Source organism: Arthrobacter sp. ok362 (genome assembly GCF_900102785.1).
Classification (GTDB): Bacteria; Actinomycetota; Actinomycetes; order Actinomycetales; family Micrococcaceae; genus Arthrobacter.
Window position 1 is genome coordinate 40,687 of the sequence record NZ_FNGC01000008.1, and the last position, 26,559, is coordinate 67,245.

Consider the following 26,559-nt stretch of genomic DNA (forward strand, 5'->3'; position numbering starts at 1 on the left):
CGGAGGTCGGCTGCACACTGGAATCATGGAGAACAACCAGAATTTCCAGCAGAGTTTCCACCAGGATTTCGGGCCGGATTTCAACGGCGCACAGGATGGCGAACTGTATTTCACGGTCACCTACCTGGACACCGACTGCGGCCGGATCCGCACCGAGAGCTTCGATGACGCTGCCGCCGCGGACCGCTTCGCCAGCCGGTGCATCGCGGGCGAAGACGGCTGGGCCGTCGTCGATGCAATCCCGGCGAAAGAGCGCCGGGCAGCCGCCTGACGCCGGAGCAATTCCGGATCGGCGCCTAGATCCGGGGTGCCACACAGTCCCGGGGCGTCACAGTCCCGGTGGGGAGCCGCAGTCCCGGGGTGCCACAGTCCCGGGGCGTCACAGTCCCGACGGGCGTCACGGTCGCGGCGGGAACGGGGCCGCGCGAATGGTCCTGGGCGCAGAAAGGGCCTCCACCCCGTACGGGGTGAAGGCCCTGTGCGAACGTCGGCTGGCCGCCTGCGTCGTGGGACTGTTGCTTAGGCGAAGTCGGAGACAGCCGGATCCGGGCCGATCCGGCCGGCGCCTTCCGCGGAACGGTCCAGTCCGTTGATGGCCTGGATGTCGGTCTCGTCGAGGGTGACGTCCAGTGCCGCGTAGTTCTCGCGGATCCGGGACTCAGTGACCGACTTCGGGATGACCACGTTGCCGATGGCCAGGTGCCACGCGATGACAACCTGGGCCGGCGTGGCGCCGTGCTTGGCGGCAATCTCGGAAATGATGGCGCTCTCGAGGAGCTCCCCGCCCTGACCCAGCGGCGACCAGGCCTGGGTGAGGATGCCCTTGGACGCGTTGAATTCGCGCAGTTCGGCCTGGCTGAAGAAGGGGTGCAGCTCGACCTGGTTGATGGCCGGAACCACGCCGGTCTCATCGATCAGGCGTTGCAGGCCCTCCTTGGTGAAGTTGGAGACGCCAATGGTCTTCACCCGGCCCTGCTTCTGGAGCTCGATGAGGGCCTTCCAGGTGTCGACGTATTTGTCCTGCTTGGGCTGCATCCAGTGGATCAGGTACAGGTCCAGGGTCTGGAGGCCCAGCCGCTCCATGGACTCCTCGAACGCCTTCAGGGTGGACTCGTAGCCCTGGTCCGCGTTCCACAGCTTAGTGGTGATGAAAATTTCCTCGGGCTTCAGGCCGGAACGCTCAATGGCGCGGCCCACGCCTGCTTCGTTGCCGTAGATCTTTGCCGTGTCGATGTGGCGGAAGCCGGCCTCAAACGCCTGCACAACCACCTTTTCGGCCACATCATCTTCAACCTGCCACACCCCGTAGCCAAGCTGGGGGATGGTGTTGCCGTCATTGAAAGTCAGTTCCGGTGAAAAAGTCATATAAGTATCCTGCCAACATCGGCGCCGTCCAGCCAGCGTCTGGGCCCAGCTAAGCTAGGCGCGTAACCGGGAATACCCAGGAGACAGAGAATCCCAGGACCGCCGGCAAGCCACCGCCGGGCGCCAGTGAGCGGAACGGCTCAGGCCGCCGTCGGCCCGTTGCCGTCAGCCTCCGCAAGCCGCCGCTCGGCGTCGTGGACCTGTTCCAGGACGGAATCGGCGCGCCGCCGCACGGACGCTGCCCCCACCGGAACCGGCCCAACAGCGAGCCGGAGCATCGCGGCCGCCTCAGCCGTCATGGCCAGCGAATTGCCTGCTGTCGACAGGGCCCGGTGAACCCCTGCCAGGGGCCCCGGGATATCCAATCCATTGCTGGGAAACCGCCGCTGTGCCTCCACGCAGACCTGCCGCACGCGGGGCGCGAGGGCGGAGAGCTGGTTCGCGATGTCGACTAGCTCGCCGTACAGCGCTTCGTCCTCGACCCCCTCAAGGACCTGGTGGTAGCGGTCAAGTCCGCGGTTGAACCGGTCATGGGCGCGCCGCCAGAGGCCCTTGCCGAGTTCGGCGTCGTCCCTGCGGCCTTGCCGTGCTGCGCTGAAGAAGCCCAAGGTCGCGCTAAAGGTACTGGCCCGGACCGTGGTCCGGCTCCGCGGGCTCGGACGGCTCCGAGGAATCCGCGCCGCGACGCGGCGCAGCGGCCCGGACCGGTTCGCCGTTCTCCCCGATGATGACGCCCGGTGCGATTACTGTTCCGGGCGGCAGCTGGCGCAGCTGCATCTGGGCGTAGGTGTGCTCCCTGGCGGCGTGCTGCGCCGCGATGGCCGTCTGAATGCCGTGGAAAAGTCCCTCAAGCCAGCCGACCAGCTGGGCCTGCGCTATCCTCAGTTCCGCGTCGGAGGGTGTGGCGTTCTCCGTAAAGGGAAGGTTGATCCGTTCGAGCTCCTCAACGAGCTCCGGGGCCAGTCCGTCCTCGAGTTCCTTGATGGAACGGTCGTGGATTTCAGCGAGCCGGACGCGGGCCGCGTCGTCCAGGGGCGCAGACTTCACCTCCTCCAGCAGTTGCTTGACCATCGTGCCGATCCGCATGACCTTCGCGGGTTGGTCCACCAGGTCCTGAACTTGACTTCCCCGGAGCGGCCCGGGCTTTGAGCCGGGCGCACCGGCTTGGCCGGCCGCCGCCCCTGGTGGTGCCAACGGCGTACCGGGCAGGGTGTCGTCCAGGGGCGTGCCTTCGACGGGGACGTCGTCGGCAGTTTGGGCGCCGGGCTGAGTGTCGTGCTGATCGCTCATGGCTTCATACTCTCACGCGCCGGGCGACGCGGACCCGGCGTCCGCCGGAAGCGGAGGGGGCGGCGTCGGACACTCTCGTGCTCGACGCCGCCCTCCCCCGGCCCCCGTCGGACACCGCTCAACAGCGCCCGCTCAACAGCGCCCGCTCAGCAGCACCGGCTCAACAACACCGCCCCTGCGGACTGGTGTCCTGCCGGTCGGTCCGGTCACGCCAGAAATCCCGCTCCGTCAGGGGAGGGCTGGTGTGTCCAGAGGCCTCATGGTGCTCCAGGTACTTCTTGTAGGCATCGGCGCCAAGGACTCCGCCGAGGTACCCGGCAAACCCGCGGAACCCGGCAAGTACCGCGTTCACGTCCGGCTCCGCATCAGTGGTGCCCGGACTTTTCAAGCCGTTCTCCGGCCGGGAGCTGGTTCCACTCGGTCACGAGGTCGCGCTCCGCCGCCGTGGGAACAAACCCTGCCGGAGCGAAGACACGGGAGGCCCGCGCGGGGTCTTCGTGCTCGGCGTTGGGAAGCCCCGCGGCCGTGTTCCGCAGGGCCTTGATGGTTGCCATCACTGCCGTGATGATGACGATGATGCTCAGCACCACGAAGATGATCGACAGCCATCCCTGGATCATGGTGTTGCGGACCACGGCCTCCATGGCGGCCTGGGTCTTGGCGGTTCCGAAGGAGGTCTTACCGTCCGCAAGAGCCTTGGCGAAGGCTGCGTTGTTGGCGAAGTAGCCCACCGCCGGAACGGGCGAGAAGATCTTGTAGAAGCTCGCCGTGATGGTCACGACTGCGGCGAACGCCAGCGGCGCCGCCACGATCCACAGGTACTTCGGGCCGGTGCGCTTGGCGGCAATGGCCAGGCAGACCGAGAGGGCGATGGCCGCCAGCAGCTGGTTGGCGATGCCGAACAGCGGGAACAGGGTGTTGATGCCGCCCAGCGGGTCGGTGACGCCCATGATCAGGACGGCCCCCCAGGCCGCCACCATGATGGCCGTGCAGAGCCACGCGCCCGGGCGCCAGGAGTGCTCCTTGAACTTCGGGACAAAGTTGCCGATCGAGTCCTGGAGCATGAAGCGGGCAACGCGGGTGCCGGCGTCGACCGCCGTGAGAATGAACAGTGCCTCGAACATGATGGCGAAGTGGTACCAGAAAGCCATCATCGCGGTGCCGCCGATGAACTGCTGCATGATGTGGGCAAGGCCGACGGCGAGGGTGGGCGCGCCGCCCGAGCGGGACACGATGCTTTGCTCCCCCACATCCTTGGCCGTCTGCGCGAGATCGCCGGCCGTGATGTTGACGCCGGACAGGCCCAGGCTGTTGACCCACGCGGCCGCGGTTTCGACGGTCCCGCCGGTCAGCGCCACGGGGGCGTTCATGGCGAAGTAGATGCCGCGGTCAATGGAGATTGCGGCCACGAGGGCCATGATTGCCACGAAGGATTCCATGAGCATGCCGCCGTAGCCGATCAGGCGCGTCTGGCGTTCCTTCTCGATCAGTTTCGGTGTGGTGCCGGAGGCGATCAGGGCGTGGAACCCGGACAGCGCGCCGCAGGCGATCGTGACGAACAGGAACGGGAACAATGCGCCGGAGAAGACCGGACCGTTGTCGCGGCCTGCGTACTCGCTGAACGCCGGCACAGTGATCTCGGGGCGGACCACGATGATGGCCAGGGCCAGCATCACGATCACGCCGATCTTCATGAAGGTGGAGAGGTAGTCGCGGGGGGCCAGGAGGAGCCAGACGGGGAGGATGGCTGCGATGAAGCCGTAGATGATGAGGCCCCACGCGATGGTGATCTTGTCCAGGTGGAAGAACGCGGCACCCCACTCGGTGCCTGCCACGGCACCGCCGCCAATGATGGCGGCCATGAGCAGCACGAATCCGATCAGGGAGATCTCCATGACCTTACCCGGCCGGATGAAGCGCAGGTACACGCCCATGAAGAGGGCGATCGGGATGGTCATGCCGACCGAGAAGACGCCCCACGGGCTTTCGCCCAGGGCGTTGACGACCACGAGGGCAAGGATGGCGACGATGATCACCATGATCAGCAGGGTCGCGACGAGGGCGGCGGTACCGCCGATCACGCCGAGTTCCTCGCGGGCCATCTGGCCCAGGGAACGTCCGCCGCGGCGCATGGAGAAGAACAGGACGAGGTAGTCCTGGACGGCGCCGGCCAGGACGACGCCGATGATGATCCAGATCGTGCCGGGCAGGTAGCCCATCTGTGCCGCGATGACCGGGCCCACCAGGGGGCCGGCGCCGGCGATGGCGGCGAAGTGGTGGCCGAACAGGACGTTGCGGTCCGTGCGGACGTAATCCTTGCCGTCGGCCTTGTATTCGGCCGGGGTGGCGCGGCGGTCATTGGGCTTGAGCAGATAGCGCTCAATGACCTTGGAGTAGAAGCGGTAGCCGATCAGGTACGTGCAGACCGACGCGAACACAAACCAGATGGCGTTGACGGTCTCGCCGCGGATGATCGCGAGCATGAACCAGGCGACGCCGCCCAGCAGCGCGATGACCGCCCACAGCGCGATCTTGGCGGGCGTCCAGGTGCGGTCCGCGGAGTCGCGGACAGACTCATCCACCGACGTCGGCGGGAGGGACGGATCCGGAACGATCCCGTCGTCGAGTTGTGCGGTGGCGTGCATGCTGCTGTGCGTGTTGCTGTTCGTGCTGTCGCGTTGCGTGCCATCTGGCATTGTGCCCATGTCTCCTCCTCGAGAAACCCAGCTGGGCAGTCCACCGGTACAGAACTGCCCCCCCGGCACCCTACCAATGCGGCCGCGCTCTGGCGGCGCTCCTGCGCCCGGCGGCGTGGTTCGCGCGACGAGCGGTCGGCCAGGCTACCCCTGGAGGTTGCTGAGCTGCATGAGGCGGGCCTCGCAAAGGTCCAGCCACCGCACTTCGGCTTCGGTCTGGAAGATGAGGGAGTCCAGCACCAGAAGCCTGGCGGTGTCGGCCGGGCGCTGGAGCGCGGCCGTGTCGCGGCGGGACTTTGTGTACTCCTGCAGCGCCCGGATGGATACGGCCCGCTGGGCCTGGATGATGGCGCCGACGTCGGTCCCGGGAATCGTGAGGCCGATGGCGAGCTTGATGGCCAGTTCGTTCCGGGGCGGATTCGCGCGGGATACCGGGGCCGCGAACCAGTCACTGACTTCTGCCTGGCCGGCCGCGGTGATGCTGTAAATGACGTGCCCGTCGCCGTCGCCGCCGTCGTTGCGGACCAGCCCGTCGCGTTCCAGCCGGTCAAGGGTGGTGTAGACCTGCCCGATGTTCAGCGGCCAGGAAGAACCGGTGCGGTCCTCAAATTCGGTCCTGAGCTGGTAGCCGTAGCGCGGGCGGTCCTGCAAGAGGGCGAGGAGACTGTGACGGATAGACATGGCGCTCCCGGGAGTCAGGAAAATCCACACAGCATACACGCGCCCCAAGACGCGTGTATACCGCGTATGGACCCACGTTATCGTCTTTGCCGCCCCTGCCGCAAAACAGCCCATGCTCCAGACGGAATAAGTTGCTCCCGACCTGCGGCTTAAGCCGGATCCGGCGCCCCGTTACATGACCAGCAGGACCTTGCCCACGTGGTCGCCGGAATCGAAGTAGGCGTGCGCGGCGGCGACCTGGGCCAACGGGAAGGTCTTGGCCACGAGGGGCCTGATCCTGCCGTCGGTCAGCATCGGCCACACGGCGTCGCGGACGGCGTTCATGATCACGGTTTTTTCCTCGACCGGGCGGGGACGCAGTGCGGTGGCGATGATGGCGGCCCGCTTTCGCAGCAGCTGTCCAAGGTCCAGTTCCGCCCTCGCACCGCCCTGCAGCCCGATCACCACAAGGCGTCCGTAGTCGGCGAGCGCATCGATGTTTTGCTCGAGGTATTTCGCCCCGACGACGTCGAGGATGACATCTGCGCCTTTGCCGCCGTTCTGCACGCGCAGGCTCGCCGGGAAGTCTTCCTCAGCGTAGTTGATGGCGATGTCCGCCCCAAGGAAGGCCTTGGCGGTGCCGACCTTTTCCGCGTTGCCCGCCGTCGTGGCCACCCGAGCGCCGACGGCCTTGGCCAGCTGGATGGCCATGGTGCCGATACCGCCCGTGGCTCCATGGATGAGGACAGTTTCGCCGGGCTGAAGCTGCGCGGTCATGATCAGGTTGGAATAGACGGTGGCCGCGACCTCCGGCAGGGAGGCCGCCGTGACCAGATCCACGCCGTCGGGGATCCTCAGGACCTGCCCGGCAGGAACGGCCACTTGCTGGGCATAACCGCCGCCGGCGAGCAGCGCCACCACCTTGTCCCCGACGGAAAATGCCTTGGTCACGCCCGGGCCGAACCCGGCAATCCTGCCCGAGACCTCCAGTCCGGGGATCTCGGAGGCACCGGGGGGCGGCGGGTAGAACCCTTTGCGCTGTTGGACGTCCGCACGGTTAAGGCCCGCGGCCACGACGTCGATCAGCACCTCGCCGGGGCCGGCCGCCGGGGCCTGAACTTCCCGGACTTCCAGGACCTCGGGTCCGCCGGGCTCTGAGATATAGACAGCCTTCATGGAGTACTCCCGATTCCTAACTGGCTCCGCGCACGTTCGCCGCGATCGCCAGGCCCGATCAACATCACTCCCCAGAATATGGCCGGGAGCAGGACGCGTCCGCAAGCGCACGGTGTTTCTGGTTTTTGTGGCAGCCGACTGCCTATGAAAGACTACTCGTTAGGGAAGGTTGTCCGAGCGGCCGATGGAGCTGGTCTTGAAAACCAGTGTGCGGTGACCCCGTACCAAGAGTTCGAATCTCTTACCTTCCGCGAGAGCGCCGAGCTGGCGCGGTACAGAGGCCGGTTGCGGCGATCGAGAGATTGCCGCAGACGGCCTCTTTCGCGTTCGTAGTCCGCAGTCCGTGGTCCGTCCTCATTAGACCGCCGTCCGACCGCCGCTCAGGTCCCGCAGAACGTCCGGTAGGCGGCGAAATCTTCCGGGCCGGCCTCGGCGTAGCGCTCCAGGCCTGGCCGCTCCTCGAAGGGATTAGACACCGCTTCCAGAAGCCTGCCCAGCGGAGCCAGGTCGCCACCGGTAGCGGCGGCGAGGGCCTCCTCCACCAGGTGGTTGCGGGGAATGTAGATGGGGTTCAGCCGGTCCATGGAGTCCGCGTCCGGGTCCAACGCGCGCCAACGCTCCGCCCAGGCATCAAACGCCGACATATCGGGCACCATGCCGCGCGCAGGTTCCCCCTGGCCGCGGGCGGCCGTGGCCAGGTTCCGGAGGAACGATGTGTAGTCCACCCGTCCCGCCTGGAGGAGAGCCAGCAGCTCGTCGACGAGAGGCGAGGCGTCGTTGACGTCGGTCTCTGCGCGAAGCCCCAGCTTGGCCTTCATGCCCGCGAACCAGGCGGCGCTGTACCGCGGACGGAACCCGCCGAGGGCTTCCACCGCCAGTTCCACCGCCTTGTCCTGGTCACCGTGAATGAGGGGCAGGAGCGTCTCGGCGAGCCGGGCAAGGTTCCACTCCGCCACCAGCGGCTGGTTACGGTAGGCGTAGCGCCCGCCCTCGTCGATCGAGCTGTAGGAGGCGGCGGGGTCGAACGCATCCATGAATGCACACGGGCCGTAGTCAATGGTCTCGCCCGAGATGGTCATGTTGTCGGTGTTCATGACCCCGTGGACGAAGCCCACCAGCATCCACTGTGCCACCAGCGACGCCTGGGCAGCTACCACGGCCTCGAGCAGGGCGAGGTAGGGGTTCCCGGCCTCACCCGCAGCGGGGTGGTGACGGCTAATCGCGTAATCGCCAAGCCTGCGCAGCAGGCCGATGTCAGCCGTTGCCCGGGCGTACTGGAAGCTTCCTACGCGCACATGGCTGCTGGCGACCCTGGTGAGAACGGCTCCGGGCAGGAGGGTCTCCCGCTGCACCGAACGCCCCGTCGCCACGACGGCGAGGGACCGTGTGCTGGGAATGCCCAGGGCGTGCATGCCCTCGCTCACGATGTACTCGCGCAGCATCGGACCGACGACTGCCAGGCCGTCTCCATTGCGAGCGAACGGTGTGCGCCCTGAACCCTTGAGGTGGACATCGCGCAGCTGCCCGTCCGCGTGCGCGATCTCTCCAAGCAGGAGCGCGCGGCCGTCGCCCAGCCGGGGGGCGTACCAGCCGAACTGATGCCCGGCGTACGCCTGCGCCACCGGAGTGGCTTCGGCGGGCACGGCGTTGCCGATGAGCAAGAGCAAGCCCTCCGGGCTGCGGAGGAAGTCAGGATCGAGGCCGAGGTCGACGGCGAGGGGTTCGTTGAGCACCAGCAGCTGCGGGTCGGGAGCCTCCTCCGCACGCCAGGGAATGGCCATCTCCGCAAACTCCCGGGCGAAGCGGCCCTCGAATGTGACGGTGGAACGGGCGGTGTCACTCATCTCTTAAGGATAGATGGCATCGCTAACAGGGTTCAGGGTTCGGCCGACTTGATATGTCGGAAAAATCCGGCATATCATCCTCAAGTGCTTCCGGACATGTTTGCCGCCCTCGCAAACCCTGCGCGCCGCACCATTCTCGACGAACTCCGCGAGGGTCCCAGAACAGCGGGGGATCTCACGCGGCTGCTTAGACAAAGCCGCTCGGCCGCCTCAGAGCACCTCGCGGTGCTCCGCGAGGCCGGGCTCGTTCGCGAGGAACGGCAGGGACGGTACCGCTATTACCATCTCCAGGCCGCAGGCCTCGCCGAAGTCAGCGGCTGGCTGAAGCACTACGAGCACTACTGGGCCCAGCGCCTCGACGCGCTGGCTGATCTTTTGGACGAGGAGAACCAGCCATGACCGACAACACAATCCGCCTGGAGCGCCGCTTCCCCCACCAACCCGCCGCCGTCTGGGCCGCGCTCACCACTCCCGAGCTGCTCGCCCGCTGGTGGGCCCCGGGCGACATCGCCCCCACCCCCGGGCACCGCTTCACGATGGACATGGGTTCCTGGGGCCTGCAGCAATGCGAAGTCCTCACCGTTGAGTCCGGGACCTCGATCAGCTTTCTCTTCGCCGAGGGTTCCCTCGACACCACCGTCGCGTGGACGCTCGAGGCCGTTGAGGACGGAACGGTCCTGCACCTCGAGCACACCGGCTTCCGCCTCCACACCCCCATGGGCGAGCAGGCATTCCACGGCATGAGCCACGGCTGGCCGGGCGTCCTGTCCCGGATTGACGACGTCCTCGCCGGCGCAGCCCGTCCCTGACTCGCCATTGAAACTATCGGCTCTCCGTCATAGTCTCTCTGTGTCTCCACCCTCGACCATCCACCCGAGTCCGGCGGCCGCAGACGGATGTCCGGCCCGCCACCAAGAGCAGGAGCCCTCATGCCTACCCCCGAATACTCCAACGGCGCACCATGCTGGATCGACCTCATGACCTCGGATACCGAAAAAGCCAAATCGTTCTACGGGGCAGTCTTCGGCTGGACCTTCCAGACCGGCGACGAAGAAAAATACGGCGGCTACATCACTGCCTCGAAGAACGGGAAGTCCGTCGCCGGCCTCATGCAAAAGCAGGCAGACATGGCGGGAATGCCGGACGTGTGGAGCACCTACCTGCGCTCGGAGGACGCCGCCGCAACGGCCAAGGCTGCCTCCGAGCACGGTGGCCAGGTCTACATGCAGCCCATGGACGTCCCCGAGCAGGGCAGCATGGCCATGCTCGCCGACGCCACGGGCGCGTCGATCGGCGTATGGCAGCCGGCTGAAATGAAGGGCTATGAACTGGCGGCCGAGCCCGGCGCCCCGGCCTGGCACGAGCTCCACACCAAGGACTACGCCACCGCCGTCAAGTTCTATCAGGACGTGTTCGGCTGGGACACCGACGTCATGTCCGACACCCCGGAATTCCGCTACACCACACTGGGCGCAGGCCCGGCGGCCAAAGCCGGGATCATGGACGCTTCGGCCTACCTGCCTGCCGAAGTTCCCTCCAACTGGCAGGTCTACTTCGCCGTTGCCGACACCGACGCCACGATCGCAGAGGCCCTCTCCCTCGGCGCCACGGTGATTGACGGGCCGGACGACACCCCGTTCGGCCGGCTCGCCACGCTGACCGACCCCACCGGTGCCATGTTCAAGATCGTGGCTGACACCGGACAGGGCGCTCAGCCCGGCACGGACGCCTAGCAGGGCGGGGCCGGAAGGCCCCTCCTACCTAATTACAAAAATTGTTGTAAGAAATACCGGCCAGACCCTTCCCCAAGGGCTACTGGCCGGTATTCTGCTGTGGAGCGTCCGTGGAGGCACCCGGACACCGCTCACCTGCAACACCAGTCACCATTGCCCGGGGCTTTCGAGCCGCTCCGGGAAGGCTGCGGCACGTCTCGCTGGGGGACGTCCCGCCGAATGCACGTTTAATCCATACGTTGTTCATTCACCCCTGCTTGGATGGGCCCGGCACGACTTGACCAGGAGTTCAGGCCGGCCACTGTCCGCTGCACCCTGCGGACGCACTGCACCCTGCCCTTTACCCGGGGCACCTAATGAGAGTTAGAGCGGATGAAAATAACAACCTGGAAAACAGTGCTGGGCACAGCCCTGTCGGCTGCGCTCATAGCGGCTCCGCTGGCGGCCGCGCCGGCTAATGCCGTGGAGGCCGCCCCGGCAGCAACCGGAACCTCGCCGGTGGTCATCAACGAGGCCTACCTCAGCGGCGGCAGCTCCGGTGCGGCCTTCAAAAACAAGTTCGTCGAGCTCTACAACGGCTCCGACGAGCCGGTCTCGCTGGAAGGCTGGTCCGTCCAGTACCGCTCCGCCACGGGGACCGGGGCGCCGAGCTCGGTGGCTGCCCTGACCGGGAGTATCCCCGCCAAGGGCTACTACCTGCTCAAGGGCGGCAGCAACGGCACGGCCGGCGCGGACCTGCCGACCGCAGACGCCACCGCCACCGGTTTCAACCCGGCCGGAGGTGGCGGCACGATCGTGCTGGCCAGGCAGGCCGCCGCGCTCAACCCGCTGCCGACGGGCTCGGTCATTGAACCGGCCAATGTCGCCGACCTCCTCGGCTACGGCACCTCCAACACATTCGAGACCCAGGCGGCCGCCGCGCCGTCGGGCAACACCGACGTCAAGAGCCTGAACCGCAGCAACGGCGCGGACACCAACAACAACTCCGCTGACGCCACGCTCAACGCAGCCATCACGCCGAAGGACGCCAATGGCGCCGCGGATTCCGGCCCCGTGGACCCACCCGTCGATCCGGGCCCCGGCACTCCCCCGGCCGCCAAGACCATCGCCGAAATCCAGGGCAACGGCGCCGCAAGCCCGCTGGCAGGATCATCGGTCACCACGCGCGGCAGGGTCACTGCCACATTCCCCACCGGCGGCTTCGCCGGCTACTACGTCCAGACCCCGGGCACGGGCGGCGATCTCACGCCGGCCAACCACGCGGCGTCGGACGCTGTGTTCGTCTACTCGCCGTCCACGGTCGACGCTGTCAGGATCGGCGACTACGTCGAACTCACCGGCGCAGTCAGCGAATTCTTCGGTATGACGCAGCTGACCGTCGCCGCGGCGGCTGATCTGAAGAAGCTCACCGAGGCCGCCCCCGAGGTCAAGGCCACCGGCTTCGCCCTCCCCGCCGACGAGGCCTTCCGTGAGTCCCTCGAAGGCATGCTGCTCACTCCGCAGGGTCCGGTCACCGTGGCGGACAATTTCTCGCTGAACCAGTACGGCGAGATCGGTCTGGCCGGCGGCACCACAGCGCTGGAGCAGCCCACCGCCGTCGCGCCCTTCGGCTCCGCGGAGTACACCGCCACGGTCGCGGCGAACGCCGCCCGCGGCATCAAACTCGACGACGGCGCCACCACGAACTTCCTCAAGGACGCCGCCACCAAGTCCCAGGTGCTCCCGTACCTGACCACGGCCGATCACGTCCGGGTCGGCGCGCCGGTGACGTTTAGAACCAACGTGGTGCTCAGCTACGCGAACAGCGCCTGGAAGTTCCAGCCCCTGACCCAACTGACGGCCGCCAACGCGGACACCGTGCAGCCGGCGAGCTTCGGCGCCACCCGAGCGGACACGCCGGCCGCCGTGGGCGGCACCCTCAAGCTCGCTTCCTTCAACGTGCTGAACTACTTCCCCACCACGGGCGACCAGGTGGCGGGCTGCACTTTCTACCCGGATCGGGACGGCAACCCCATCACCGTCAAGGGCGGCTGCGACGTCCGCGGCGCCGCGAACGCGGAGAACCTCAAGCGGCAGCAGGACAAGATCGTCGCCGCCATCTCCAAGTCCGGGGCCGACGTCGTCACCCTGATGGAGGTCGAAAACTCGGCCCAGTTCGGCAAGACCCGGGACTACGCGCTCGCCAAGTTGGTGGATGCGCTGAACATCGCCACACCGGGGATCTGGGACTACGTCCGCACGCCCGCCAACGCACCCCCGCTGGCCGACGAGGACATGATCCGCACCGCGTTCATCTACAAGTTGGCCGTCGCCGAACCAATCGGCGAGTCCATCATCCACAACGACACGGTCGCTTTCGCCAGCGCCCGCAAGCCGATGGCCCAGGTCTTCAAGCCCGTGGGCGCCGCCGATGACAAGAAGTTCATCGCGATCGCCAACCACTTCAAGTCCAAGGGCTCCGCCGCCACGCCGGAGGACACCGACAAGGGCCAGGGCGCCTCAAACCTCGCCCGCACCGCCCAGGCCAAGTCCCTGCTGGCGTTCTCCGAGGAACTGCAGAAGTCCAAGGGCACAGACAAGGTGTTCCTGATCGGCGACTTCAATTCCTACGCCAAGGAGGACCCGATCAACGTCCTCACGGGCGCGGGGTACGTCAACCAGGATGAGAAGGCGAAAAACGCCGACGGTTCCGCCAAGCATTCCTACCTGTTCGGCGGCCTCGTGGGCTCGCTGGACCACATCCTCGCCTCGCCGGCGGCCAACGCCGTCGTCACCGGCGCGGACATCTGGAACATCAACTCCGTGGAGTCCGTGGCGCTGGAGTACAGCCGCTACAACAACAACGTCACCGACTACTACGCTCCGGACCAGTTCCGCGCCAGCGACCACGATCCGGTGGTGGTGGGGCTGGACCTGCCCGTCACCCCGGCCAGCGTGGAGCTGAACTTCCTGGGCATCAACGACTTCCACGGCCGCATCGATTCCAACACCGTGTTCTTCGCGGGGACCATCGAGAAGCTGCGTGCCGCCGCCGCCCCGGGCGCCACGGCGTTCATTTCGGCCGGCGACAACATCGGCGCCTCACTGTTCGCCTCGGCGGTGGCCAAGGACCAGCCGACCATCGACGTGCTGAACGCCTTGGACCTGCGCACTTCCGCGGTGGGCAACCACGAGTTCGACGGCGGCTGGGCTGACCTGCGCGACCGCGTCGCCGCCGGCGGGACCAACGCCAAGTTCCCGTACCTGGGTGCCAACGTCTATGCGAAGGGCACCACCACCCCGGTCCTGCCGGAGTACACGGTCCTGGACATGAACGGCGTCAAGGTTGCCGTGATCGGCACCGTCACGCAGGAAGTCCCCTCCCTGGTCACGCCGTCGGGCATCGCGGACCTTGAGTTCGGCGACCCCGTGGACGCCATCAACCGGGTCGCGGCGAAGATCAAGGCGGACAAGCTCGCCGACGTCATCATTGTGGAGAACCACGACGGCGCCGGGTCCGGCGCGCCCGACGGCGCCACTTTGGAGCAGGAGATCGCCGCCGGCGGCCCCTTCGCCAAGATGGTCCAGAAGGTCACCCCGGATGTTGCCGCGATCTTCAACGGCCACACCCACAAGCAGTACTCCTGGGACGCGCCCGTCCTCGATTCTGCGGGCCAGCCGACCGGCAGGACCCGCCCGATCGTCCAGACCGGAAACTACGGCGAGTTCATCGGCCAGATCCAGCTGACCATCGACACCAAGACCATGTCGGTGACCGGGTACAAGGCCGGCAACGTCCAGCGCACCACCAGCGCCGCGCAGCCGGCAGCCGATCTTGTGGCGCAGTACCCGCGGGTTGCGGCCGTCAAGACCATCGTGGACAAGGCCCTGGCCGACGCCGCCGTGGTCGGCAACCAGCCGGTCGGCAAGGTCACCGCGGATATCACGACGGCGTTCGCCGGTTCTCCCGCCGTGCGCGATGACCGGGCCAGCGAGTCCACCCTCGGCAACCTGGTGGCGGACTCCCTTGTGGATGCGCTGAAGGCGCCGGAACTCGGCGCCGCCGAAATCGGCGTCGTCAACCCGGGCGGTCTGCGCAATGAGCTGTACTACGCGCCCGACGGCACCATCACGTACGCCGAGGCCAACGCGGTGCTGCCGTTCGTGAACAATCTGTGGACCACGTCCCTCACCGGTGCGCAGTTCAAGACCCTGCTGGAGCAGCAGTGGCAGACCAACCCGGACGGCTCGGTTCCCAGCCGCGCGTACCAGCAGCTGGGCCTGTCCAAGAACGTGAACTACACCTACGACGCCGCCCGCGCCGCCGGTGACCGGATCACCTCGATCCGGGTCAACGGTGCACTGATTGACCCGGCGAAGTCCTACCGGATCGGGACGTTCAACTTCCTGGCCACCGGCGGCGACAACTTCCGCATCTTCAAGGAAGGCGCAGGCACCAAGGACTCCGGGCTCGTGGACCGCGACGCCTGGATCAAGTACCTGCAGACCCACAACCCGGTCGCGCCCGACTTCGCCCGCCGCTCCGTGGCCGTTGTGAACACGACGGCGGCCGAGGTCAAGAGCGGGGAATCCGTCACCCTGGCGGTTTCGAAGCTGGACCTCACCTCGCTGGGCAGCCCGGTGAACGCCTCGCTGCGCGCCGAGTTCACGGATGCTGCCGGTACCGTGACAGCCCTGGGCACGTCACCGGTGACCGGCGGCGCCGCCACGGTGAGCGTGTTGGTTCCCGCCGGAGCCGCCGCCGGCGCGGGCACCCTGGTGCTCACCGCCGTCGAATCCGGCACCGTGGTGAAAGCGGTCGTGTTGGTCGCAGCCAGCGTCCCCGTCCCGCCGAAGTGCACGCCTCCGGTCAAGCCGACGAGGCCCGCGGACGTTGTGGGCCAGGTCAACTACGGAACAGCCATGGCCGCCTACCGGAAGTGCCTCAAGGGCTGATGCCTTAGCCCGGACTTCCTAGTCCGACACCCCGGCCCATGCCCTCCCCTGGCCCGCAGCACTGGACATAAACACCAAGTGTCCATTGCCCGGCCCCAGGGGAGGGCATGTCCATTTTTGCGAGGCGGGCGAACCACAGGGCCTGCCCATTTTGCGAGGCGGGCCAATCACAGGGCATGTCCTCCCCTGGCCCGCGGCATAGGACATAAACACCAAGTGTCCCTTGCCCGGCACCTAGAGAGGGCATGTCCATTCTTGCGAGGCGGGCGAACCACTGGGCATGCCCTCCCCTGGCCCGCGGCACTGGACATAAACACCAAGTGTCCCTTGCCCGGCACCAAGGGAGGGCATGTCCATTTTTGCGAGGCGGGCGAGCCCGGCACATGCCCATTCTTCGTAGGCGGGCAATGGCGGGCTACTGGGCCAGGATGTCGCGGGCGATCTCGTCGGCGTCGCGCAGCGTGCGCTGGCCGCTGCGGTAGACGGGGCCAGACTTCGGCCGGGCCTCGGCCGCGATGGCCGTGCCCCATTGCGTGGCGGAGAGTTGGAGCCCCAGCACATACAGTCCCGGCGTCATGGACCCGTTGGCACCCAGCGGCCGATACGGATGCGGGACGACGTCCAGCCCGGAGGTCTCCACCGGGGTTCCCTCCACGGTCATCATGAGGCGCGGCCGCACCAACCCCTCGGCGAGTAGCTGTTCCAGCAGCGGCGAGGAATTGACGGCTACCCGGTTGGCCGGTGCCAGCGCCTCGATCATCGCCGTCGCGGACACCGCGCCCGCCACAGCGGTCTCCGTCCGCGCCCTCGCCGCACCCGGGCTCCGCACAGCGGCGCTCTGCATGCCGGCGCCACCCACGGCTCCGCTGCCGGCGCCAACAGCACCAACGACGCCCACACCGACGGCGCCTACGCCAGCACGGTCCAGTCCGGCGCCATACATTCCGGCGCCCTCTGACTCTTCACCCTCGGTTTCATCGGTTTCGCTGCCCACCCACGGCGACGCCGCTGTGAACGTCCGGGCCCGGCGATCCACGCCGAACTTGGGGTCCGGGCCCACGAAGCGTACGACTCCTGCCCGCGCCAGCGCCGCGAGCTGCGCAGAGCGCAGGGCCGGCGGCCCGCTCGCCAGGCCTTCCACGAAGGATTCGAACCAGCCGCGGAGGCCCGCGACCCAGGATTCGTCCGTGATGCCGCCGTCGGCCACAGCGGTCTTCAGTACCGCCCGGCCGTGGTGCAGCGCGCCGATCGCCATCTTCACGGGGTCGTCCTCGCCAAGTGCCGAGCGCCGGGCGTCGTCGAGCAGGTAGTCGACGACGGCGGCGTCCAGTTCAGTCCGGGAGCCAAATGAACGCCGGGCCAGGGGCGCCGCGAGACCGAGCAGGTCCAGGCGGTGGGATGACCGGACATGGACGGCAATCACCGATTCCGTGGCGTGCTCCCACTTCGCGGTCGAATGCGCGTGCGGCCGCAGGGCCTCCTCCAAGGCGCGCAGGAACTCGCCCGGGCCGGTCAGGATGGCATCGGGCTGCGAGCGCGCGAGCGTCGAATAGTAGGCCCAGATCGCGTCCCGGTGCAGCAGCGGCCAGAGGTCGAAGTCGAATGAGGGCCGGATTCCGGAGTCGGCGAACTTCGCGATCGCGTCCTCGGTGCAGTACCGCAACTGGACCTCGCCCGGGTAGTAGCCGGCGAGTGTCGCCTTCGCCCGGTAGGGGGTTCCGCGGCGTGAGGCGGCGATGAGGAGCGGTTCGCGGCCGGACGGCAGATACGTCAGTTCACCGTTCCTCTCCTCGGCAACGAACCGGCCGCCCCGCCCTTCCGTCAGCTGTCCCATCACGTCAAAAAAGTTCAAGCCCATGCCGCGCACCAGGACAGGTTCTCCGCCCGGCACCACGGACCAGTCGACGTCGGCGGGCGCCGCCGGCGGGACGTACAGGAGTCCGAGCTCCTCCGCCGCGGAGAGCAGCTTCCGCTGTTCGGCGTTCAACCGCGCGTCCAGATGGCCCATGGCCAGCACCACCGAGTCGACCGTAAGCACCGTGCCGTCGTCGAGCACGACGTCGAACCGCACCGAAGGTTCCTTCTGTTCAGCAAATTCCACTGGTTCGGCAAATTCCACTGGTTCAGCAAATTCCACTGGTTCGGCAAATTCCACCTGGCCGGCCGCCGGATCGACCGGCTCCGCGGCGGCGTGACGGACGGACGTCGCCGTCGCCAGGTGGAAGTCCACGCTGACGCCGGCCGGCAGGACGCTGAGCAGTTCCTCGAGGGTGGACCGCAAGTAACGGCCGTAGAGGGCCCGGCTGGGGAAGTCCGCCTCGCCGAGCCTGGCCACCTCGGCGCGTTCCTCTTCGGTAAGTGTTGGCTGCGGGTGGTCCTGCTGGAGTTCGCGCCACCGGTCGAATGTGTGCCCGGCCAGGGGCGGAGCGAGCTCCCGGTCCTCGGGGACCACGGTGGGATAGAAGGATTGTGTGTTCATCAGGTACAGCCGCGACTGTCCGGGCTGCCAGACGTGCCCCGGGCCCGCCGGGTAAGGGTCGATCACGTCGATGTGCAGGGTTCCCGCGGAGCCGGCGGAGGCCCAGTTGGCGAGGAGCCGTTCCAGCACGCTCGTGCCCCGGGGACCGGCGCCTATCACTGCCGTCCGGATGCTTCGCGATATGCCCACGGCATCCAGCGTATCGGCATCCCGGCCGCTGGCTTGACGCCCGCGTGACTTGCTACTGCCGCACCGATGTTCTTGGATTGACAAATGACCACCACAGAAGCTGACCACCCGTCCGCGTCCGGCCAATCCAGCGGCGCCCTCCCCGCTGCAGGAACTTCCCCCGAACCCGTCGACGAGAACATCTGGCTGGAGGACATCTACGGCCAAGAGCAGCTGGCGTGGGTCCGTGAACAGAACGCCCGCACCGAGGAACTCCTCGAGGATGCCGACTACGCCGATCTGGAAGGCAGGATCCTGGAGGTCCTCGACTCCACCGACCGGATCCCCATGGTGGGCAAGCACGGAGAGTGGTACTACAACTTTTGGAAGGACCGGGACAACCCCAAGGGCCTGTGGCGACGAACCAGCTGGGACAGCTACCGGGCCGGGACTCCCGCGTGGGATGTCCTGCTGGATGTCGACGCCCTCGCCGCCGCCGAGGGCCAGGACTGGGTCTTCCACGGCGCGAACTTCCTCCGTCCGGCCCCGGGTGAACCCCACCGGCGGGCCCTGCTGGCCTTCTCCCCCGACGGCGGGGACGCGAACCGCCACCGGGAGTTCGACGTCGAGGCCCGCGGCTTCGTGGACCCGGCCGACGGCGGCTTCGACCTCCCGACCGGCAAGGGCAACGCCTCCTGGCTGGACGCGGACACCCTGCTCGTCGCCACCACCGCCCAGGACCTGCCGCGGACCACCTCGTCCTATGCCCGGACCGGGGTGAAGCTGAACCGGGGTGCTTCCCTGGCGCAGGCAGAGCAGATTTTCGACATTCCCGAGGACCACATGATGGCGATCGTGGCCCACGACTCCACTCCGGGCTTCGAACGCACGTTCGCCGTCGACTGGATCAGTTTCTTCGAGAAGAACACCTCCGTGCTGCGCGAGGGTCAGTGGGTGCAGATCGATGTGCCCGCAGACGTGAACCTGAGCTCGCACCGCGAATGGCTCCTGTTCCGCCCGCAGCGTGATTGGACCGTCAACGGCACCACCTACCCGGCGGGTTCCCTGCTCGCGGCCGGGTTCGAGGACTTCCTCGCCGGCTCCCGGGACCTGGACGTGCTCTTCACACCCGATCCGCACACCTCCCTGCAGTCCTGGAGCTGGACGCGGGACTTCCTGCTGCTGAACCTGCTCCGGGACGTGTCCTCGGAAATCCACGTCCTGGATCCGCGGCGCCCGGGTACGGACGCCGCCTGGGAGGCCACCGTGCTGGACGCCTGCCCGCCCCTGCACGACGTCAATGCCTTCGCGGTGGATGACGAAGACGACGCGGAAGGCTCGGACGACGACGGCACCGGCGGCGCCGCCTCGGTGACCGAGGGCGAGGCTCCGGGCGCAGGGAACGACTTCTGGCTCGTGGCCACCGGCTTCACGACGCCCACCACCCTGACCCGCGGGACACTCACACGCGACAGTGGCTCCGTCACCAGCACCCACGGGGTGATCCGGACCTCGCCGTCGTTCTTCAACGAGGCCGGCTACGAAGTCCAGCAGCACTTCGCGGTCTCCAGCGACGGGACCAGGATTCCGTACTTCCAGGTGGCCGCCAAGGACCTGGTGCTGGACGGCCAGAACCCCACCCAGCTGTCCGGCTACGGGGGCTTCGAGATATCCCGGACTCCGGCGTACAGCGGCGCGATCGGCCGGGCGTGGCTGGAGCGGCGGACCGCGGAGTCCGGCGGCGCCGAGGGTGAGGCCCCGCACCGCCGCGGCGGCGTCTACGTGGTGGCGAACATCCGCGGCGGCGGCGAGTACGGGCCGGCCTGGCACCGTGCCGCGCTGCAGGGCAACCGCCACCGCGCCTACGAGGACTTCGCCGCCGTCGCGAAGGACCTGATCTCCCGCGGTGTCACGTCCCGGGAGCGGCTCGGCTGCGTGGGCGGCTCCAACGGCGGGCTGCTGGTGGGCAACATGCTCACGCAGTACCCGGAGCTGTTCGGCGCCGTGTCCTGCGGGGTCCCGCTCCTGGACATGCGCCGGTACACCAAACTTTCCGCGGGCTATTCCTGGATTGGCGAATACGGCGACCCTGACGTGCCGGAGCAGTGGGAGTTCCTGAAGACGTTCTCCCCGTACCACCTGCTCAAGGACGGCGTGGACTACCCGGAGACGTTCATCTGGACGGCGACCTCGGATGACCGGGTGGGGCCGGTCCAGGCCCGGAAGATGGCGGCCCGCATGCAGGCCATGGGCATCCCCAATGTCTGGTTCCACGAAGCCCTCGAGGGCGGCCACGCGGGGGCCTCGGACAACCGGCAAGCGGCGGCCCTGCAGAGCCGCAGCCAGCATTTCCTGTGGCGGGCCCTGGCCGGCCGGGATGCCTGATTCCGCACCCCCGAAAGCGATAAGCAACGCGGGGTCACTTCGCGTCGATCCGGCGCCCGTCATGGGCCGGCAGTGACCCTGCGATGCCCCGGGCGGGCCGTTTTGCACTGCGTGGCACCTTCTGCGTATCCTTGGTTGGCTAGTTAATAGCAATTGGAGACGTGCCAGAGCGGCCGAATGGGCTTCACTGCTAATGAAGTGTGGGGCACAACTCCACCGGGGGTTCAAATCCCCCCGTCTCCGCGTTTGGCCCCGGTCCCTGGACCGGGGCCTTTTGCGTTCCCGGCACGCACCGGCCCAGGCTCCGAGCCCGGCGGGCGGCAAACCGCTCCGTCCGGTGGCCGGACGCCTCCCGCCCGCCGGCGGATCCGGATGGCAGGATAGGCCCATGTCGAGCAACAAGGAATTTGACGCCATTATCGTCGGCGGCGGCCACAACGGCCTGGCCGCGGCCGCGTACCTGGCCAAGGCCGGGCGTGAGGTCCTGGTCCTGGAAAAGCTGGAGCACCCCGGCGGCGCCGCGGTGTCCGCGCACGCGTTCGACGGCGTCGATGCCCGCCTCTCGCGCTACTCGTACCTCGTCAGCCTCCTGCCCAAGCAGGTCATCGACGACCTCGGCCTGCGCATCACGCTGGCGCGGCGGCGCTATTCCTCCTACACCCCGGACCCCGCGGACGGCAGCCGGGCCCTGCTGGTGGACAACGGGGACGAGGCCGCCACTGCGGCGTCCTTCGCCGCCGTCGGCGCGCCCGACGGCGAGTTCCGCGCCTTCACCGCGTTCTACGCCGCCTGCCGGCAGCTCACGGAGGCCCTCTGGCCGACCATGACCTCTCCGCTGCTGCCGCGGTCCGAAGCGCGATCCCTCGCCACCCGGGCCGGCGCCGCCGAAGCATGGGAGGCCATGATCGAACATCCCATCGGGCACGCCATCACCAGGGAGCTGGGCAGCGACCTGGTCCGCGGTGTGGTTCTGACGGATGCGCTGATCGGGACCTTCGCCCGGGCCGACGACGAGGACCTGCAACAAAACATCTGCTTCCTCTACCACCTGTTCGGCGGCGGGACGGGTGACTGGGACGTGCCGGTCGGCGGCATGGGCGCGGTGTCCGGCGAGCTGGAGCGGGCCGCCCGCGACGCCGGCGCGACCATCCTGACCTCCGCGGACGTCACGGCCGTTCGGCCCGGCGGCGTCGTGGACTACCGCCACGGCGGCCAGGACCACTCGTCTTCCGCGCGGTGGGTGCTGTCCAATGTGGCGCCGGCCGTCCTGGATCGGCTGCGCAGCCGGCTGCGCGACCTGCCTGCCACCGGCGCCGCCGCCGCTGGCGCCGCCGCCGCCGGCAACCCGAACCATCGCCGCGAGGGCGCCCAGGTCAAGGTCAACCTGCTGCTCAAACGGCTGCCCCGGCTGCTGGACGGATCCGTCAGCCCGGAGGCCGCCTTCGGCGGGACGTTCCACATCAACGAGACGTGGTCCCAGCTCGACGCCGCCTACGGCACCGCCGCCGCCGGATCCGTGCCCTCGCCGCTGCCGTGCGAAATCTACTGCCATTCGCTGACCGACCCCAGCATCCTGTCCCCGGAACTGCAGGCCGCCGGCGCCCAGACGCTGACCGTCTTTGGCCTGCACGTCCCGGACGGCTGGTCACGGCCGGGAACAACGAGGACCGGCGCGCCGAACTGCAGGCCGCCGTCCTGGCATCCCTGAACTCCGTCCTGGCCGAGCCCATTGAGGATCTGCTCCTGACGGACCCGGACGGGCGGCCCTGCATCGAAACCAAGACCACCTTGGACATTGAACGCGCCGTCGGCATGCCCCGGGGCAACATCTTCCACGGCGGCCTCGACTGGCCGTTCGTGGAGGACGGCGAACCGCTGGACACCCCGGCGCGGCGCTGGGGCGTGGCGACGGACGATCCGCAGATCCTGCTCTGCGGCTCCGGCGCCCGCCGCGGCGGCGCCGTCAGTGCCATCGGCGGTCACAACGCCGCCATGGCCGTGTTGGAATCGGAACCGCCCCTCCGCAATGGGTGAACCGGAACTCGGAGACTCGCGCATGAAAGCCTCGTCGCGCGCCGTCCCGGCCGGGGGCAGCTGGAGCCCTCGGCTGGCCCTCTTGGTGGCCGCGACGTTCTTCATGGAATTCCTCGACGGGACCGTCCTGACCACGGCCATACCCAGTATCGCCGCCGATTTCGCCGTGCCGGCCGCCGACGTCAACATCACCATGACGGCGTACCTGATGACGGTGGCGATGGGCATCCCGCTCAGCAGCTGGCTCGCGGAGCGGCTCGGTGCGCGCCGGGTTTTCTGTCTCGCCATCGCAATCTTCACGGCTGCGTCGCTGCTCTGCGCGCTCAGCCAGGACCTGACCTTGCTGACCTTGAGCCGCGTCCTGCAGGGTGCCGGCGGCGCCATGATGGTCCCTGTGGGCACGCTGGTGGTGCTCCGCGGAACTCCGAAGAAGGAGCTGCTCCGGGCCACCGCCTTCCTGGTGTGGCCCGGGTTGCTGGCCCCGGTCCTCGCCCCGCTCGTGGGCGGAGCGCTTACAACCTACCTGTCGTGGCACTGGATCTTCCTGGTCAACCTCCCCCTGGGCCTGGCGGCGTTCCTGGCCGCGCTGCGCCTGGTTCCCACAGTGGGCCGCGACAGGACGCGGCGCCTGGACTGGCTCGGCCTGGCCCTGACCACGCTCGGGGTGGGCTCCCTGCTGGTCGGTCTGGAACTGGCCGGCGGCCGGGACTCTGGACTCCCGGCGGCCGCAGGGATCGTAGTGGGTCTGCTGTTTCTGACCGCCGCCGTGGCCTGGATGCGACGGACCAGCACGCCGCTGTTCAATCTGTCCGTCTTCAGCGCGCGGACGTTCCGCGCGACGGCGACGGGAGGCTTCGTCTACCGCCTGACCATCAGCGCCGTGCCGTTCCTGCTGCCGCTGATGTTCCAGGCCGGCTTCGGCTGGGACCCGCTGCGCGCCGGGGCGATGGTGTCCGCCGTGTTCGTGGGGAACATCGGGATAAAGCCCGCGACGACGCCCCTGATCCGGCGCTTCGGTTTCAAACCCGTTCTGGTGTTCGCGTCGCTGGCCTCCGCGGCCACTTTCGCGCTGTGCGCACTGCTCGACGCCGGCACGCCGGAGCCGCTGATTGTCGCCGTGCTGGTCGCCAGCGGAGCGTTCCGCTCGATCGGGTTCTCGGCCTACGCATCCGTCCAGTACGCCGACGTCGCCCCGGCCCAGCTGCCGTCCGCCAACGCCGTCTCCGCCACGCTCGTGCAGCTCTCCACCGCGGCAGGAATCGCTGTCGGGGCGCTCCTGCTGCGGGTCTTCGAGGCAAGCAGCCACGCCGCAGGAACCACCGGTGTCGCCGCCGGCATCGCCACCGGCGATCCGGCGGCGCCGTACCGGGCAGCGTTCGTGGCCATCGCGGTCCTGATGCTCCTGAGCACGATGGACAGCCTGGCCCTCCCCCGCCACGCCGGCGCCGAGGTCAGCCTGCCTGGCCCAGCACCAACGGCAGAACGGCGCCGGCGCCCGCGAGCCTGAGCGCCCGCCCGGAGATGGTCAGGGTCCAGCGGCTGTCCACGAGGTCGTCCACCAGCATGACGCTCTGGCCACGGATGCCAGCCAGGGCGCCCTCCAGTTCCGGGCCCACCACCAGACGGTCCCAGACTCCGGCGAGCCGGTAGGCACTGTTCCCGCCGCGGCCGCCGGTAGGTCCGCCGTGGTTGAGCTGCAGCTGGCCAAGATACGGGATGCGGCCGATCTCGGAGATCCCGCGGGCCAGGGAGTCCACCAACAGCGGCTTCCCGCGGGAGGGCAGGCTGATGATCGCGGCGGGGCGGCCGGCCCCGCTCCAGCCCGGGGTCCGGGCATCTCCCGTGCCCCATTCCCGGAGCACCTGGACACAGGCCTGCAGCATGCCAGGGTCCACGGGCCGGTCGGGTGCACCGGCGGCGAACGCCTCGCGCAGGGCCCCGCCCCAGCCAAGGTCCGTCAGGCGCGCCAGCACCCGGCCGTCGGCGAGGGCTTCATCCGGCTTGATCTTTCCCTTGACCGGCACACCCAGGCGGTCCATGCCGCTGGGCCACTGCAGGCGCGGTTCAAGGACGACGCCGGCCCGGCGAAGGGTCTGCCCGGCGGTCTCCGTGGCGTCCTCGGCGATGTCGGCCCTGAACCAGCGGCCCGCGCAGTTGTCGCAGCGCCCGCAGGCGCGGGCTGTTTCGTCGTCCAGCACCGAGGTGATGTATTCCATCCGGCAGCCGGCGGTGTCCTGGTAGATGACCATCGAGTCCTGTTCATCCACCCGGGCCTCGGCGATCCGGCTGTACCGCTCGGCGTCGTAGTTCCACGGCTGTCCCGTGGAGCGCCAGCCGCCGCCGACGCGTTCGACGGCGCCGTCCACGGCCAGGACCTTCAACAGCAGCTCCAGCGGGGTGCGTCGCAGGTCCACCCGGGCCTCGAGCGCCACGGTGGACACTGCCGTTCCGGCCTCGGCGAGGGCTGTCAGGACGGCGGCAGCCTTTTCCTCGGACGGCATGGACGCGGTGGCGAAGTACTGCCAGATGTCGCGGTCCTCCGAACCGGGCAGCAGCAGGACGTCGGCGTTCGCCGCGCCACGCCCGGCACGGCCCACCTGCTGGTAGTACGCCACCGGCGAGGACGGTGCGCCAAGGTGCACCACGAAGCCGAGGTCCGGCTTGTCGAAGCCCATGCCGAGCGCGGACGTGGCCACGAGCGCCTTGACCTGGTTGTCCTTGAGGAGCTGCTCGGCGCGTTCCCGGTCCGCGGGGTCCGTGCGGCCGGTGTAGGCCAGCACCTCGTGCCCCGCTTCGGCCAGGAGGCGGGCAGTGTCATCGGCAGCCGACACGGTGAGCGTGTAAATGATGCCGCTGCCCTGCAAATCCTGCAGGTGGGTCAACAGCCAGCCCAGCCGTTCCCGGGAATCGGGCAGGGTCAGGACGCCCAGCCGGAGCGAATCCCGGCCCAGGGCGCCCCGGATGGTGAGCACGTCCTTGCCGAGCTGCTCCTCGATGTCATGCACCACCCGGGAATTGGCAGTGGCGGTGGTGGCGAGCACCGGCACGGTGTCCGGCAGCTGCGTGATGAGGTCCGCGATGCGCCGGTAGTCGGGGCGGAAGTCGTGGCCCCAGTCCGAGATGCAGTGGGCCTCGTCAATCACCAGCAGCCCGGTCCGGCGCACGAGCTCGGGGAGCTGGTTTTCCCGGAAGGACGGGTTGGTGAGGCGTTCCGGCGACACCAGCAGGACGTCCACTTCATCGGCGGCGAGCTGCTCGCGGACGGTGTCCCACTCCAACTGGTTGGCCGAGTTGATGGCGACCGCCCGCACCCCGGCCCGTGCCGCGGCGGCGACCTGGTCGCGCATGAGCGCCAGGAGCGGTGACACGATCAGGGTGGGGCCGGCGCCGCGGCGGCGCAGCAGCAGGGAGGCGACGAAATACACGGCCGACTTCCCCCAGCCGGTGCGCTGTACCACAAGGGCCCGCCTGCCGCCGTCGACCAGGGCCTCAATGGCCTCGAACTGGCCGTCATGGAACTCCGCCTCAGGGTGGCCCACGAGCTCCCGCAGCACAGTCTGGGCCTGTTCCCGGGTCGGGGACGCGGTGCCGGAAGGTGCGGTGCCGGAAGGTGCGGGGCCGGAAGCGGCTGCGCCGGTAAGTGTGGTGTCGGCGAGGGCGGTGCTGGAAAGGGCGTTCGGGTTACTGGCCATTACTTCAGTATCCCAGCCCCCTCCGACAGCCATGAAGCCAGGGGTCCGCTATGTGCACAATCCCAGCGTATGGACGCAGGTCACGGCGTCCGGGCCGCAACG

Annotated in this window: 17 protein-coding genes, 2 tRNA genes and 1 pseudogene; 10 read left to right on the plus strand and 10 right to left on the minus strand. The window is 68.3% G+C overall.

Going from position 1 to position 26,559, the window contains the following annotated elements:
- The first annotated feature begins 25 nt into the window (after nt 1–25).
- On the plus strand, nt 26–271 hold the full coding sequence (locus tag BLQ10_RS11745; protein WP_091562136.1) for a hypothetical protein: 246 nt from the start codon (nt 26–28) through the stop codon (nt 269–271).
- A gap of 248 nt (nt 272–519) precedes the next feature.
- Here BLQ10_RS11745 and BLQ10_RS11750 read toward each other — a convergent pair whose 3' ends face one another.
- The 7 genes from BLQ10_RS11750 to BLQ10_RS11780 form a co-directional block, all read right to left on the minus strand.
- Nucleotides 520–1,365 (minus strand): aldo/keto reductase, encoded by an 846-nt coding sequence (locus BLQ10_RS11750; protein ID WP_091562139.1) that lies wholly within the window; start codon nt 1,363–1,365, stop codon nt 520–522.
- A 140-nt stretch (nt 1,366–1,505) separates the two neighbouring features.
- Entirely contained in the window at nt 1,506–1,973 is a 468-nt protein-coding gene (locus BLQ10_RS11755; protein WP_091562141.1) for a hypothetical protein, read from the minus strand.
- A 7-nt stretch (nt 1,974–1,980) separates the two neighbouring features.
- Nucleotides 1,981–2,655: a bacterial proteasome activator family protein gene (locus BLQ10_RS11760; RefSeq protein ID WP_091562143.1), complete on the minus strand. Its 675-nt coding sequence runs from the start codon at nt 2,653–2,655 to the stop codon at nt 1,981–1,983.
- 160 nt (nt 2,656–2,815) lie between these two features.
- The gene (locus BLQ10_RS11765; protein ID WP_091562146.1) at nt 2,816–3,007 is read right to left on the minus strand and encodes a YbdD/YjiX family protein; all 192 of its coding nucleotides are present in this window, start codon (nt 3,005–3,007) and stop codon (nt 2,816–2,818) included.
- A gap of 13 nt (nt 3,008–3,020) precedes the next feature.
- Nucleotides 3,021–5,300, minus strand: coding sequence for a carbon starvation CstA family protein (locus BLQ10_RS11770; RefSeq protein WP_091562471.1), 2,280 nt, complete (start codon nt 5,298–5,300; stop codon nt 3,021–3,023).
- 195 nt (nt 5,301–5,495) lie between these two features.
- Complete coding sequence (locus BLQ10_RS11775; protein ID WP_091562148.1) at nt 5,496–6,032, minus strand: PadR family transcriptional regulator; 537 nt, start codon at nt 6,030–6,032, stop codon at nt 5,496–5,498.
- A 171-nt stretch (nt 6,033–6,203) separates the two neighbouring features.
- Entirely contained in the window at nt 6,204–7,187 is a 984-nt protein-coding gene (locus BLQ10_RS11780; RefSeq protein ID WP_091562151.1) for an NAD(P)H-quinone oxidoreductase, read from the minus strand.
- A gap of 163 nt (nt 7,188–7,350) precedes the next feature.
- Here BLQ10_RS11780 and BLQ10_RS11785 point away from each other — a divergent pair.
- A tRNA-Ser gene (locus BLQ10_RS11785) sits at nt 7,351–7,438 on the plus strand.
- A gap of 129 nt (nt 7,439–7,567) precedes the next feature.
- On the opposite strand, the gene BLQ10_RS11790 is transcribed toward BLQ10_RS11785, so the two are convergent.
- The gene (locus BLQ10_RS11790; protein ID WP_091562154.1) at nt 7,568–9,031 is read right to left on the minus strand and encodes a protein adenylyltransferase SelO; all 1,464 of its coding nucleotides are present in this window, start codon (nt 9,029–9,031) and stop codon (nt 7,568–7,570) included.
- An 84-nt stretch (nt 9,032–9,115) separates the two neighbouring features.
- Here BLQ10_RS11790 and BLQ10_RS11795 point away from each other — a divergent pair, with 84 nt between their 5' ends.
- The 4 genes from BLQ10_RS11795 (at nt 9,116) to BLQ10_RS11810 (ending at nt 15,699) form a co-directional block, all read left to right on the plus strand.
- Nucleotides 9,116–9,430 (plus strand): ArsR/SmtB family transcription factor, encoded by a 315-nt coding sequence (locus BLQ10_RS11795; protein ID WP_217635810.1) that lies wholly within the window; start codon nt 9,116–9,118, stop codon nt 9,428–9,430.
- Nucleotides 9,427–9,840 (plus strand): SRPBCC family protein, encoded by a 414-nt coding sequence (locus tag BLQ10_RS11800; protein WP_091562158.1) that lies wholly within the window; start codon nt 9,427–9,429, stop codon nt 9,838–9,840. Before BLQ10_RS11795 ends, BLQ10_RS11800 begins: the two co-directional genes overlap by 4 nt.
- A gap of 120 nt (nt 9,841–9,960) precedes the next feature.
- The gene (locus BLQ10_RS11805; RefSeq protein ID WP_091562159.1) at nt 9,961–10,764 is read left to right on the plus strand and encodes a VOC family protein; all 804 of its coding nucleotides are present in this window, start codon (nt 9,961–9,963) and stop codon (nt 10,762–10,764) included.
- A 372-nt stretch (nt 10,765–11,136) separates the two neighbouring features.
- Entirely contained in the window at nt 11,137–15,699 is a 4,563-nt protein-coding gene (locus BLQ10_RS11810; RefSeq protein ID WP_091562162.1) for an ExeM/NucH family extracellular endonuclease, read from the plus strand.
- A gap of 415 nt (nt 15,700–16,114) precedes the next feature.
- Here the strand turns inward: BLQ10_RS11810 and BLQ10_RS11815 are convergent, their stop codons facing one another.
- Nucleotides 16,115–18,367 carry an FAD/NAD(P)-binding protein gene (locus tag BLQ10_RS11815; RefSeq protein ID WP_091562164.1) on the minus strand — a complete coding sequence of 751 codons (2,253 nt, stop codon included), beginning with the start codon at nt 18,365–18,367 and terminating at the stop codon, nt 16,115–16,117.
- Between the two features lie 84 nt (nt 18,368–18,451).
- Here BLQ10_RS11815 and BLQ10_RS11820 point away from each other — a divergent pair, with 84 nt between their 5' ends.
- From BLQ10_RS11820 to BLQ10_RS11835, 4 genes and pseudogenes are all read left to right on the plus strand, one after another.
- On the plus strand, nt 18,452–20,731 hold the full coding sequence (locus tag BLQ10_RS11820; protein ID WP_091562167.1) for a prolyl oligopeptidase family serine peptidase: 2,280 nt from the start codon (nt 18,452–18,454) through the stop codon (nt 20,729–20,731).
- A gap of 155 nt (nt 20,732–20,886) precedes the next feature.
- Nucleotides 20,887–20,974: transfer RNA gene (locus BLQ10_RS11825), tRNA-Ser, on the plus strand.
- A gap of 145 nt (nt 20,975–21,119) precedes the next feature.
- A pseudogene (locus BLQ10_RS22955) lies at nt 21,120–22,765 on the plus strand (phytoene desaturase family protein).
- A gap of 22 nt (nt 22,766–22,787) precedes the next feature.
- The gene (locus tag BLQ10_RS11835) at nt 22,788–24,272 is read left to right on the plus strand and encodes an MFS transporter (RefSeq protein WP_091562474.1); all 1,485 of its coding nucleotides are present in this window, start codon (nt 22,788–22,790) and stop codon (nt 24,270–24,272) included.
- Here BLQ10_RS11835 and BLQ10_RS11840 read toward each other — a convergent pair.
- Nucleotides 24,217–26,457 (minus strand): RecQ family ATP-dependent DNA helicase, encoded by a 2,241-nt coding sequence (locus BLQ10_RS11840; protein WP_091562170.1) that lies wholly within the window; start codon nt 26,455–26,457, stop codon nt 24,217–24,219. The genes BLQ10_RS11835 and BLQ10_RS11840 overlap by 56 nt on opposite strands.
- Between the last annotated feature and the right edge of the window lie 102 nt (nt 26,458–26,559).